At 50.8% G+C, this 14268-nt stretch carries 5 protein-coding genes; 1 reads left to right on the forward strand and 4 read right to left on the reverse strand.

The features are described from left to right. Positions 1 to 8: 8 nt before the first annotated feature. Both LJD61_RS12090 and LJD61_RS12095 read right to left on the reverse strand, forming a co-directional pair. On the reverse strand, positions 9 to 8417 hold the full coding sequence (locus LJD61_RS12090) for a DUF5011 domain-containing protein (protein WP_255227803.1): 8409 nt from the start codon (positions 8415 to 8417) through the stop codon (positions 9 to 11). A 79-nt stretch (positions 8418 to 8496) separates the two neighbouring features. After that, positions 8497 to 8742 (reverse strand): hypothetical protein, encoded by a 246-nt coding sequence (locus LJD61_RS12095; protein WP_255227804.1) that lies wholly within the window; start codon positions 8740 to 8742, stop codon positions 8497 to 8499. 184 nt (positions 8743 to 8926) lie between these two features. Here LJD61_RS12095 and LJD61_RS12100 point away from each other — a divergent pair, with 184 nt between their 5' ends. Further along, a complete protein-coding gene (locus tag LJD61_RS12100) occupies positions 8927 to 9613 on the forward strand; it encodes a response regulator transcription factor (RefSeq protein WP_255227805.1) in 687 nt (228 codons plus the stop codon). 55 nt (positions 9614 to 9668) lie between these two features. Here the strand turns inward: LJD61_RS12100 and LJD61_RS12105 are convergent, their stop codons facing one another. Then, complete coding sequence (locus LJD61_RS12105; RefSeq protein ID WP_255227806.1) at positions 9669 to 13796, reverse strand: leucine-rich repeat protein; 4128 nt, start codon at positions 13794 to 13796, stop codon at positions 9669 to 9671. Positions 13797 to 13811: 15 nt separating this feature from the next. Next, positions 13812 to 14063: a hypothetical protein gene (locus LJD61_RS12110; protein WP_255227807.1), complete on the reverse strand. Its 252-nt coding sequence runs from the start codon at positions 14061 to 14063 to the stop codon at positions 13812 to 13814. Positions 14064 to 14268 lie beyond the last annotated feature (205 nt).

Consider the following 14268-nt stretch of genomic DNA (forward strand, 5'->3'; position numbering starts at 1 on the left):
CTCCCTTCTTAGTACACATAGACATATACAAGGTACATGCCCCGCTCCGCGCTCTGTGCCAGTATGGTGTAATTTCCCTTAATGCTTGCATCAAAGCCCTCGGAGCCGTCAAAGGGCGTGGCGTACTTCATCTGAGCAGCGGTCTTGTAGCCCTGGGCATAGTAGAGGTTGACTTTTTCCCCGCCGAAGCTTTGGTGAGCTGTTGAAACGGTAATCCTACCCGGAGTTGTGATGAAAACGTCATTGGCCTCCAGGGACTGGCCGTTTATCTCAAAGATTCTGAGCTCGCCGCTCAGCACGTTCACCGTACGCATCTTTATACTTTCATTGCCCAATCTATCGGCAGCGGTGATCTTGACCGCATAGCTGCCCGGATTTGCCAGGTCAACATCTGACATATCCGCCTTCAGCGTCACGCCTCCGTTTGCCCCCGACTGGGCATCCGCTGCCGTCACACCTTGCAGAGCCGCATTTTTGACGGCTTCCCCGCCGGCATTTTTCTCAACGGCCACTGCTTTGGTGCTTGCCATCACAATGGTGGGAGGGGTCTTGTCGATTATGGTCACATTGGCATAGACGGTGTTTTCATGCCCCCATTTGTCTTTGGCTGTGATGGCATAGACGCCGTTTTCCATAGCCGTCAGGTGATGGGTATAGTTCCTGGTGTCTACTGTGACATCTTCTTTTGTGACCGTCATTTGAGCGCCTCCCTGCTTTGATGCCGTGACGGTCAGCCCGTCGGCGGCATCATCTGACACATTGAGGAGGATCCGCACATCACGGTTCGTATAGTAAAAAGCATTGTCCTTCTCGTCTTTGCCCCCTGCTTCTTTGCCTTCTCCCGCGAATTCCAGGCTTAGCTTTATATGGGGTGCCAGCTCATCGATCTGTTCGATCAGCGGATACTGGCTCAGCACATTGCCTGCTTTGTCGGCAAAGGTGAGGATATACTGGCCGTTTTTTCCAAACTCTACAGAATGTTCATCTTTGTATCCCTCGGCAGAGCTGCTTAAAAGCATGACATTTTCATCAAACTTATAGGCCATGGTCACTTTGTTGTTATCAACTGACTGCAGGGGATAACCTGCTTTCAGTTTCGGAGGGATTTTATCTATTATGGTTATGGGCCCGTCCTCGGGACGCCATAGGACTGTTTCATTTCCCCTTATATCATAGACCGAAATTTTTGCCTGGCAATTTTGCTTAAACTCTATGGTCACCGTATTTCCGGATACAAGGGCGGTGACATAATCCTCAGCAGGTGATAGCACGTTTTTATCCGTACTGTTGTCGTAAGCAGTTGCTTCAGCCTTTGAAAGCTGCTCATTAAAGGAGAAGAACACCTTTATGGAGTTATTGGTGGGGGTGCTGAGTATTTTAGCCAGGTCGGCAATCCAGCTATCTGCTTTGCTGTAGGCTTCGATAACCCCTGACCAGCCTTCCGCTCCCAGCTCGGGCGCCTTATTATCTATGGTGGCAACAGCAATGGCTACAGTACCGATATTTCCCGCCTTATCCTTTAAGATAAAATATCCGCTGCCGTTGGCGTCAAATTCTACATAATGGCCGGTCGAGTCCTTTTTCAACTCCAGCGCTATACCATCGCCCTTTTGCCCTGTCACATTGACACCATCCTCAGCCAGGTCTGAGCATAAAGGCACCAGGTAGGCCTTAATATTGCCGCCGCTTTCCGCATAGTTTATCGTCCCTATGGGCGAGGTCTTGTCAATGGTGCCCCCGGGCAGAGCTATGGGTATTTCTATATTATTAGCAGGCCCCGTAAGCTTTATCGTGACTTTTTGCTCCGTTTCCTTTTCCAGGGTAAAGAGCATGCTCTTTTGAGCTGTAAAGGCTGTAACCCCCTGGGGTGCCGTACCCACAAGGCTCATCAATGCAGGCACCGTCTCGCCGCTGGAATTAAGCGCCTCGGCTTTTACCGCCACATCGCTGTTTATCGCTCCCAGATTAATGGCCTCACCGCCGGAGGTATATATTCCCAGAATATTGGCTCCATCCTTGCCGGAGCCTGTGAAGGTCAGGCGGTATCCTTTTATCTCCGCATCCGACCGGTCGCTGAAATCTATGGCACTGACGTCTATGGCATAGCTGCCGATGTTTCCCGCCTCATCTCGGAATCTAAAGGTATAGGCCTTGCTTTCCGAGCTCTTGTCAAAGGTGATGCTTATGGGTGCGCTGTTGCCGGCTTCATCAATCACCGTCACATTTTTCTTGCTGAAGCCTGTGATCTCATAGGTTATTGAATAGACGGCGGTTTCATCGGTTTCTTCATCTACGGAGCTGTTTATTACAGTATTGACATAGGCCTCCGGCACAGTTTTATCGATACAGCTTATGGGGAGGGTGAAGGTCTTTTCCTGGCCTAAGTTATTGTTTTTTAATGTATAATTCACAGAGCCGTTTTCTGTTACAGCGGTCTGCCATTGGTTTACACCGTTAATCGTTAATCCGGATGTGCCGCTTGTATCTATCTTTACCGTTATGTCTTTATTGGTGACGCCTTTATTTACAGTGGCGCTGGTATCCAGCTCCTCATCACCGGCATAAAGCTTTACGCTGTGGCTGAAGCCGGGGCCGAATATATCGGCATAGACATATTCCACATAGGTGCCGCCGAAGAGATCCACATAGCCCAAAGGCATGGCCCCGTCGCTGTAAATAGGCAGGTTCTCATGCTCCAAAGCAAAACCCGTGTTATACATATCGATCTTCACCGGCGCGCTGAAGCCGAGGCTCTCTCCATAGCTGTAAACAGGGTAATTATTCACATTTTCAGCTATCCCCGTTGTGGTATTGATGATTTTTGGCACTACTCCCGTCAGCCCGGCGCCGAAATCATGACTGCTCTCGGCCTCGTTGCCGGCTATATCCGTGAAAATAATAGACGCTGCTTTCAGGGCTTTGTTTCCGCCATATTTAATATGCACAGTCAAGTCAATTTCACCGGTATCCGGATTGAAGCTGCCTCCTAATTGACCGGGAATATTTCCTATTGCAAACATAGGGGGTTCAAGCTCTACTTCTTGCTCATCATAGTTATCTCCCGTCAAAAATTCCGTATATTCCTTGTCGAATCTTATATAGGCCGCTGTGGCAGTGTTATCGGCTTTGGCGGTCAAAGTGAATTTGCCTTGGGCAGCATCAGCTGTCCAAACCGGTTCGGTGACGAATTTTGGAGGATCTAGGTCTATATTTGCAACCTCATACAGCATTCCCCATTCCATCGAAGGGGCGCCGGCTTTACCGTTGACAATCAAATCCCTCGCAGCATTCCCTGCCGAGTCCATCGCTACGATATGGATATAACCGTTGCGGATAAAGGTATATACGCCGTCATTGTCAGGCTTTACCCTTACATATTGATGCTCTCCGTCATCATTAAAGTCCTTTCCCTCATCATAGTAATCGTCCCCATCGGGCTCTGTGGTATTGAAGGTTTCTCCCGGGTCAACCTTGCGCCATGCGTTCACTTCAAATTCAATTTCTCCCACAGGGGTATCTACTATATAAGTGGTAATGTCTCCTGCCGTCACCGGATGGATGTCATAGAGGCCGTCCACTTTGATACTTACCTCCCTGACGGGCATCTCTGTCTCCGATACGCTAAGCTCCACCACCGGCGGTGTATCGTCCCTTCTCAGGTCAACAACGTAAATGGGCGATTCAACTCCCCGGATATCATCGTAGAACTGATAGTATATGAGGCTGCTGTCGAATTCATTTTGGGTCACACCGGCGTCTCCATATATAGGCTTTACAAAATCCGATTCAAGTCTGATGCTTTCTTCATCAATGGTGAATTCGTCATTTGGTGCATCGCTTTTAAATCTCACTCGGTTCCCCATTACCTCCAATTTATCCCCGGTACCCCATCTCACTGCAGGCCGGGAGCCAAGCTTCGTATCCTCGTTGTCCCTTGCTGCCAAAATTAATGGCATATAAGGGCTTGGGGTATGAGGCAGCGCTCCGTTTATATCTAAGCCTGAATCATAGAATTCAAAATCCAGCCAGGGCTTATCCGTGCCGCCGTAAGTAACAAGTGCAGGTGAAGACGTCACATCAGTGAAATCAATGCCATTCACATCCACTTGAAAAACCGCTTCTGTCGTCGTCGGCATATCATCCCCGCCCCTGGAGCGGAAATAATTATCAGAATCATATTCATAAGCTACAGCCTCCAACCGGGCGCTTGGCACGGTATTGTCAAAGATGAACCTGCTTATGAGCTCATCATCGGGTGACTCTATATCCTCGCCATAATCATAGACGGCATAGAAGCTATATCGTACATACCATACTTCCAGTTCGGGATTTCCATCTTCATCTTCTCCAACATGGTGAATCTCATAGGGTACCGCGTCCACAAGGGCCGGGTCCAGCTTTATTGTGAATCTGTAAGCCTTGCTGCCATAGGTGAAGTCCTGCTGGCTGCCTATGGTATTATTGATGTAGCCATCGGCAAACAATTGTGCCTTTGTGAGATCAGCTTTATTTATAGCCCAACTTTGTACCGTTACCGGCAGCTTCGATGTTTCGATGTATAAGCCATCATCATCAAATACAAGCTTTGTCGGCTTGCCGTCTTCCATTTCTTCTTTGTATCTAGCTCTGTAAAGCTCTTTCCGAAGCTCAAGCTTTATGCCATCATCGGGCAGCCTTTCAAGGCCTGTGGCCGGATCTGCACCTAAGTAGAACTCTGCTTCGCCAAAGTCATGGAATGCGGTAGTATTTATCATAAGCTGATTTTGCTGTATCCTATCGCCTCCGCTCCAGCTATAGAACTTATCCATTGGCCAATATAAGCCTTCGTTTACTTCAATCCAACCTTCATCGCTTTGCCTTTCATGGTCTATGCGATTTCCGCTGCTGTCATTGGTGGAGAATCTCATCTGCCGCACTGCCATCTCCGGCTCATTATAAAAGGTGTCAAATTCTATGGAGGCAAAACGGAGATTGCCGGGTGTGGCACCAATTTCCGTTTCATCGCTGGGATCTTCCACGCATATCAGAAGCACCAATGGACGATTGCTCTCTTTAGCAGGTTTCGTCTGGAGCATAAGCTCATAAGTGCTTTCCTCATTTCTGAGCATCCATTTCTGATCTTCATATTCAGGCTTATCGTCTTCGCATCTTATGACCTGGGTATTATCATAATCAAGCTTGATATCCAGATCAGTTATGTTTGTATAAGGTTCCCCAGCTGTCAATCCTGCATATACGGCTTCTGCAACGGTGATTTGGCCCTTGCCGTCAAAGCCGCCGGCGTATACGGCGCCTGCCACAGTGCCTTCAGCCTGGCTGTCAGGGCTGCCCGGCATCAAGCTATTTAAGGAGAAGCCTGCAAAACCACCGGTATGCTGGTTTTCCACCTCTCGCTCAAACTTTATATTATCATCCTCCGGATCCCATCCGTTAAACCGAGAACCGAAAATACCCCATCCCTTACCAGCCACATATGCCGCCGTATCGCCATAATCTATGTCATCCGTAATTTCTTCTGTGCCATATTTATATATATAATCAGTGGGCTTTTCAAGCCACATATACCAGTAGCGCTTCACATTTTTCAATGTTATATTTGCCTCCGGCACTTCACCTGCTCCAAGCCTGCCGGTGCTAATATCTCCTATAATTATCTCCGCATAGGTCCTGTCAAAGGCAAAATCCATGGATACAGGATTGCTCTCGTTGCCCTCACTGTCCTCTGCCTTGACCCACAAGGTCTTGTAATGTATCGTATTGCCCTCGGGCAGAGCAGTACCTGTATAGGAAATTGTGTACATATTTTCTGAACCGCTTCCGGTATACGTACCCGGCTCGCCTTTGCGGTTAGTGCCGTCTGCTTCAAAGGTGTCCTGCCATTCATAGGTATAAGTCACCGAGCTCATATCGTTTATGTCTACTTTGGCGGCTTCTCCATCTTTGGTCAATGCCACCACCGGCGGCAGCCTGTCAAAGCCGCTCCAGGAACCGCCCTCCGGAGGCAGCTTCCCTGATCCTTCGGAGCTGTTGCGGGCCTCGTCGGTAACGGTGACCGCCGCGGTGACGCTGCTGACCTCCGATTCATGAGGCAGCTTTATAAATGCATAGGCGTTTCTATTCGTGCCGCTCCCCATTATAGGCCCGCTTACGCCGATACGGGCGGAGCCTTCCGGAGCCTTGACCCAATTAGCTTCAGTATAAGTACCGTTTGACGAGGGCTGATACTCTATCTGACCATTGACATTCCCCTCCACTTTGATATCAAAGGCTGCGCCGCATCCCCAAAGATTTTGGTCGGAGATATCCGCCTTGACCTTGATGATGCCGTTTTCTTCATCGCTGACACTGACATCTATAACCGGGGGTATAAAGTCCAGCTTATATTGTTTATCCATGGCTTTTTTATACTTACTCAGCTTGCCCGCCGCCGCTGCCGGCAGATTAGTAGGCTCTAAGACGCCGCCTTTATCCTCATAATTCATAAGCCTATAGCCGGCCGTATCCTTTGCGCCAGCCGGAGAGGTTACCTTGGTTACCTTTATGGTATCCCCGTCTATGGTATAGCCCGGATAGAGCTGTATATTATAGGTGATGCTGTTTGCTTCATATTTGACGCTGCCGGGCCCCCATATACTCTTATTTATTTTGGCGTTCACCGCCGCTACGGGTTTATACGAGCTGGCCGGCGAGGTCCAATATTGCTCTGGCGAGGAATCTTTCCAAGCGCCGCCGTCAAACACTTTTTTGACCAACCGATCGGTTGTCGGATTGGTGGGGGCAATGGTCACATATTGCCCTGACGAATCTTTAATATTCAGGGTTATCGACGGCAATTTCTCGTAATTTGTCCCGTTATTGAAATAATTATTGACCCTGTCAATTCCGAAAACTTCATAGGCGAAGTTCTTGTTCAGTTCTAAAGTAACAGACAATAACTCTCCCGGTTCTACAAACTCATTGCCCGGTGCTTTATCCTTATTCACCCTGATATTCTCTATGGCAAAGGGGCGAAGATCTACAAAGGGTGAGCTGCTGATAGCACATTCCACCTTGCCTGCAGGCTGCTGGCCATTGCTGTTGGCTGCAAATTTGTTGCCGGCGATGTCCGTAATATTCCCCCATAGATTTTCATTTTCATTACTGCTGACAACAACTTTGGTGAATTTATAGAAATACCCTCTCTCTTGGGTAACAGGAGAAGTATCGTTATAGGGGTCAGGGAGCCTATATTCAAAAGTCATAACTGGTGTAGAATCGGATTTTTTGGGAGTAAAGCTCAAGAAAGGTGCCTCGGCCATCATGCCGCTGGTGCCGTCTATGCCCTGTGTTTGCACTTTTAGGCTGAGGGCTGCTGTCTGCGCATTGGTGAGACCCTTAAACATTACCGGCTCATCCCAGATCACCTGAAAATATACAGTGCGGTCACTGAGGCTGTTTATATTGTTAAGCGTGATAGCCCCTCCCGGCAACTCATTCTTGCCTTCTTTATCGGAAGTGACTTTTATGCTTTTGATCCTGGGGCCTGCAATATCCCGCCCCACCAGAATGGCCTCAGTAAGCTTGGCGCTGATCTTTTCGTCATGCCCCGAATCTCCGGAATAATATAATGTTGTTAACTTATTCGCCGGGAACCAGGCTTTGTCGACTCCAAAGTCAGGCACATTATTTGTACGGTTAAAAGATTCAAACTCCTGCTTTTTGTACTGATTGCCAAAAATCTTCAAAGTAGAAGTATCGTAGCTGTCGCAGAATATACAGCTGTGATTGTATCCGTCCAGCTCAAAAGCCAGAAAATATTGAATATCTCCTTTAACCAGCATATTTCCTATATTGCCCGTCTTTTCGTGATTCATATTGGCTATGGCATAATCATATTTGTTTGCCCCGTATCCTATCCATGCATCGGAATCCTGCCAGGATAGACCTTCAAAGTTATATGTTGCGTAAAAGGATCCATCCCGGTATCCAACCCGGCAGTTACCGGGGAAAATCTTTGTGTCAGGTTTATTTTGTATTATCGGGCTGGTATAATATGTGGTTTTACCGTTTTTCGTCACCCGGATGTCATTGCGGCAGCCGAATTCGTTCAGCAGATATTGATTGCGGATAAGCCAGCTTTTTGTTTTGGCTTTATCCTTGTAAATGCTCTCACCCACTTTGTTCCAGTCGCTGTTTTGGCCATCGAAAAGCTTAAATGATAGAAAATTGGCGTAGCTCGTTCCCCCCTTTACCACATAACTGGGGTGGGCTACCGTGGTGTACAGATAATTCACGGGGGTATATACTGCCTGGTGCCCATAGGCATTAGCGCCAATATTAGCCGCATATACAGGCAAAGCCATGCCGAGTAAGCTGTCCAGCATCAGGCATACCACCAGCAATAATGATAAAATTTTTCTCTTAGGCTTGTGTCGCATTATATATTACCTCCTTTACACATTTTTTTTGCAAGGACCTCTTCCGTATTTGTCTGATTTTAAATACTCCCCCTCATCTTTAATTGCTTTCCTGCCAGTTCAGCAGGGCCATGATTTCATCCAGCTCCAGCCGGGGTCCATCCCGCCAGAAGATGCTCCGGCCATCGGTATTCGGGCGGGGCAGCACCTCCAGATTCCGCAGGATTTCGTAGGAATTATCCTTTTCCATCAGCTGCCGTGTGTCAAACAGTATCAGATGCCCGTTACTCAGCTCAATGTCAAAAGTCTGGCCGTCAACAATGTCCACGCGGATGATTTGAAGCATAGACGTCACCTCTTTCTTGCTATATAAAATTCCAAACTTTCATCTATGAGGAAAGGATAACAAAAAAAGCCCGCCCTTTGTGTGCTGTTAAGAAATCTTAACAGCAGGGGCGAACTTTTTTTACAGCGTTTCATTTTCGCATAAAATATGGTAAACTGTTCTTATAATTCAAGGTGGTGATGGAATGAAAAAAGCGAAGCTTCTTATGGTGGAGGATGAAGCCGACGTACTGGAAATCAACCGGGAATACTTTGAGGGCAAGGGCTATGAGGTGGTCTGCACAGCCACTCTTGAGCAGGCACGGTTCCAGCTGGAGGAGCACAGCCCCGACCTGATCCTCCTGGATGTGATGATGCCCGACGGCTCCGGCTTCGGGTTCTGCTCCGAGCTGCGGCAAAAAACAAACGCTCCCGTCATATTCCTGACCTGCAGGGATGAAAACGAGAGCGTGGTAAAGGGCCTTTTGCAGGGAGGGGATGATTATGTCACCAAGCCCTATGACCTGAACGTGTTAAGCGCGCGGGTGGCGGCCCAGCTCAGGAGGGCCGGCGTCATGACCGCAGGAAGGATAGAGCTTTTTCCTCTTGCCATTGATTTTCTGTCCGGGGAAGCGACCCTTGAAGGGAAGCACATCCCGCTAACTCAAAAGGAGCTGCAGCTTCTGGGCTGCTTCGCCCTCTTTGCGGGACGGCGGCTCAGCTACGGTGAAATCTACCGCCGTGCATGGGGCGGAAGCTCCCCCGGCGCAGCCAGGACCATAGCGGTGCATGTGGCCAACCTGCGCAAAAAGCTGGGGGCGGACGGCGGAGGATGGTTCGAGCTTACCAACTCGGGGAAAGAAGAGTATATATTCAGCAAGGTGCGGTATTAAAGAAAAATAATTTAGGGGCGGTTTTCACACCGCCCCATTTTGTTGTACTTATTCTTTATTTCGATAACAGGCTGTACATTATCCTTGCCATTTCCGCCCTTGTGGCTGCCGCCGCCGGGGACAGCTTTCCTCCGGAGCCTGCCAGTATGTCTGCTTTGGCAAAGTGGCTCATGGCTGTGCTTGCCCAGGAGGCTACTTCCCCGCTGTCGCTGTATGCGGTCAGTGTTTTGCCTGAGGCCGCTTCCGGCAGCCTGTTCATTGCCTCCAGGGAGTTATAGAGCATGGTGTATAGCTCCTGGTTGGTTATCTTCCTTTCGGGAGCAAAGCTGTTCGCTCCAACGCCTTCTGAAATCCCAAGCCTCTTTGCCGCCGCAAGGTAGCCTGTGTACCAGGTATTGCCCGCGTCTGCAAAATTTTCGGAAATATCCCTGTCGGGAGCTATGTTGCAGGCTCTCATCAGCATCACAAGGAATTCTCCCCTGGTCAGACCCTCTCCGGGGCTGAAATTGCCGTTTCCTGTGCCGCCGGTGATGCCCCTTGCCGCTATGAAGGTCACCGCCTCAGCGTAAGGGGAAGCTTGCTCCACATCCCTGAAGCTTATTTTATTGTAGCCTACCGCGTAGGTTGAGAAGTGGTCTGTCTCAAATATTACCCTTCCTGTTGCCGGATCGTACCAGCAGCCGGCAACCGCCTCCGCTTCTCCCTTTGCGTCGATGTAGTATATGACTATGGCGTTTATATCCTCGCCCGGCTTTGGAGTGTAGGGCACCGATACGGTGGCTGTCCCCCTGAACTGTGTGATCTCCTTGTCTCCGCTCTTTACGCTGAAGTCTAATACCGGGCGGTCCCCTATCTTCTGCCTGTCGGCCTCTGAAAGTGATGAGGCGTCCGCTCTTGCTACCGTTATCTTCACTTCTCCCGCCGCCCGCTCCGATATGGCTGAAAGGGCTTCGGCGTCAAAGGTGATCTCTGCCGCCGGTGTATTTATTGTCAGGGCTTCCACCTTTCCCCGGGCCAGTTCCCTGATTGAAGCCTGGGGTATTGTCGTTTCCACTGTTTTTGCATCCGCAGGGGCTTTCACCTTGATCTCCACCATTGCAGGCCGGCCTGATTTGGCCGCCGCTTCCGAAGCCTTCGCTATTGCATTGCTTATTTGTGCCTGTGTCACCGCTGCCGATGCATTGCCGCTGCCGTCAACGGAAGCCGTGGCTGTGACTGTTCCGCCGCCGTCCGTTACCGCGGTTCCGGCAGCCGATGCAGTGCTTCCTCCTCTGCTTCTGTCATTGCCGGAACTTCCGCCGTCTTTGTCTCCGCCGCTGCTGTAGGTCGTTACCGTTACGGTGCAGGAAGCCGTGTAACCGCCGTCGGTGGTAGTGGCCGTAATGACCGCCGTGCCGTTGCCGGCCGCCGTCACCTTGCCGCTTGCATCCACGGCGGCAACCGCTGTGTTGCTGCTCCGCCATGTCACGGTTTTATCCGTAGCGTCGGCCGGTGCAACCGTTGCCGTAAGGGTAACGGTATTCGGGGTTGCGTTGCGGTACAGGGATGCGCTTGTTCGGTTCAGCGTAATTCCGGTTACGGGCCTAACGCCTGCCGGAATGTCCTCATAGGTCGCCGTTACCTCCACCGGGTTTGCGGGCATGGTAAAGGTGGTGCTGGCCGCGTTTGCGTTGGCAAGGGTCACGCCGCCGCTGACAACCGTCCATTCCTTGAACCGCTGTCCGCTGGGTGCAGCGTTTGCCGTGATGGTGACCGTTGTGTCTGCCGCCGCTTCGGCCGGATCCGCCGTACCGCTGTTTACGGTGATAGGATAAACGGTTACTCCCGGCGCATACGTCAGCGTAGCCGCGGCCGCATGGTCTGTGGTGACATTCACCGTGCCGGTATAGGTCTTGCCGTCCGCCGTCAGGGTAACGATCCTGCTTCCGGCCGGAAGCAGGAAGCAGAGACTGCCGTCATCACTGGTATAATCACTGGAAACACCGTAGCCGGATGCGGGAGAGCTGATTGACGTAACCTGCGCAGGCTCACTCACACCGGAAAGGGTCAGCAGGGCGCGGTAGACGGGGGTGCCGCCTATGGTGATGCTGCCGCCGGTGATGTTAAGGTCTGCACGATGACCGACCAGCGGATTGCCGGTCAGCGTGAGGGTTCCGCCGCTCATATTCAACTTCCTGACGTTCCACATAGCGAGGGCGCCGCCTGTGCCGTTGCCGTTGGCTGTTACCGTACCGGTTGTGGAAATAGTGATATCTCCCCACTCAACCCAAATACCGCTGGCGTCGGCTCCTGTTGCGTCAGCCGTCACATCCGCGCTGCCGCTGACGGTTACGCCCTTCATTCCGTATATCACCACCGCCGCAGGACTTGTACCCGACCCCGCGCATGTGGCGTTCACATCCGCGCTGCCGCCGATGGTCAACGCTCCAGAATAAACATCTATGGCGCAATATGCGCTGTCACTGCCGGCGGAGTTAAGCGTCAGCGTACCGCCGCTACCGGTGATGTTGAGGCTGCCGCGGCAAAAAATCGAGCTGGCGGCGCTGCTGCTAATGGAAACATCCCCGGTGTATATAAGGTTGATGGCATCTGTGTATTGGCAGTCGATGGCTATGGGTTCACCGGTATAGCTGCTGTTCAGCGTCAGGGTGGCAGACGCAGCATCCCACGTCCAGCCTGTGCCGGACTGATTGGACGCAAGGTTTTTCTCGGTTTCGCCGCCGATGTCCATGGTGCCGGTGGCGGAGAGAAGCGCTGCCTGCACCTTATCCGCGTAGTCCGGAAGCGCCGCTTTATATGCATCCACGCTGCCGGCCGGGACATATATTGCAGTCAAGTCTGTATTGCTAAAGGTACTGTCGTCATCTGAAATAGAGCTTGGCGGATCAACGCCGAGAAAGCTTATTTCTTCAAGCCCGCTGGCCCAATAAAATGCTGCATCTCCTATTGTATTTACCGAGGCAGGGATGGTCACAGCCTCAATATCTCCGCAGGCATAAAATGCACCCTCGCCTATGGTTACTACCGAAGCCGGTACCGAAAAGGAAGTGTCCGTTTTGCCGGGAAGATATCTTATAAGCAAGGTTTTCGCTTTATCGTACAAGACATTGTCTTCCGCCGAGAAATACCCGTTGTCCGGGGCCACCGTAATAGTCGCTAGTTTAGGAATGACGTAAAATGCCTGGTCGCCGATGGTATTTACCGAGGCAGGTATATTTATGCTTTCAAGAGAGTCACAGTATCCAAATGCACTTGCGCCTATGCTTTCCAGGGAATCGGGAAGGGTCAGGCTTATAAGGCTTATGCAATAGCCAAAAGCTCCATCACCGATTGTCTCAAGGGAACTGTTAGCCTCAAAAATAACGCTTTCAAGAGAATAACAATTAGAGAAAGCCTTCTCCCCTATGACCTTCACCGAGCTGCCGATAGTGACGCTTTCAAGATTTTCACAATATGCAAAGGAGCTCTCCCCGATGGTTTCAACGGAACCGCCGATTGTGATGCTTTCAAGGTTGTCACAGCGTGCAAAGGCATATGCGCCGATAGTCTTCACCAAAGCGGGGATCGAAAAGGAAGTGTCCGCTTTCCCCGGGGGATATATAACCAGTGTCTCCCCGCTCTTGTCATATAAAACGCCGCCCTCAGCCGAGAAATTCGGGTTGTCCGAAGCCGCGGTAAATGCCGTCAGGCTGCCGCACTGGTTAAAGGCATCATTTCCTATAGCCTCCACCGAAGCGGGGATAGTGACGCTTTCAAGCTTTCCACAATATGCAAAGGCGCTCTCCCCGATGGTCCTCACCGAGCTGCCCAGGGAAAGGCTTGCAAGCTCTTCACAGTCCGCAAACGCCTCATCGCCTATGTCTTCCACCGAGTCAGGTATGGTAAGGTTTACAAAATCGCAATACTCAAAGGCCCCGTCGCCAATCTCCGTTACGGTATATGTTATGCCGCCATTATATACCGCATCCGTCACGGTGAAGCTGCCTGAGGGCTTACTGCCTTCATAGCCGGTCAGCGCCACCGTGCCCGTTTTCGCGTCGCCGTCCTCCGTCAGTACCTTATATTCAAGGCCGTTGTCGGTAAAGGTGCCGTCCACTGCCGCCGCGACCTGCACAGGCAGCATTGTCATCAGCATGCACAGTGCCAGAAGCAGGCTGCCGATACGTTTGCATTTCAGTTTCATTTAATTATTACCTCCTCATTTTTCAAATGGTCCCTGCCGGTTCAGCAGGGTCATGATTTCTTCCAGCTCAAGCCGGGGGCCGTCGCGCCAGAAAACGCTCCGGCCGTCCGTTTCCGGCCGGGGGAGCACCTCCATATCCCGCAGGACCTCATAGGAGGGATCTGTTTCCATCAGGCGCCGCGTGTCGAAGAGTATCAGGTGCCCGTTGCTCAGCTCAATATCCAGCGTCTGGCCGTCCACGATATCCGCCCGGGTGATTTGAAGCATAGGCTTTCACCTCTTTCTTGCCGTATGCTTCAAGGGTAACAAAAAAAATCCGTCCTGTGCGGACTGTTAAGAATTCTTAACAGCATAGGGTGGATTTTTTGAGGCATTTCATTTTCTCCCAAAATATGGTAAACTGCTCTTATAATTCAAGGTGGTGATGGAATGAAAAAAGCAAAGCTTTTGATGGCGGAGGATGGTTTGAACT

This window comes from Lutispora saccharofermentans (genome assembly GCF_024363565.1).
GTDB lineage: Bacteria > Bacillota > Clostridia > Lutisporales > Lutisporaceae > Lutispora > Lutispora saccharofermentans.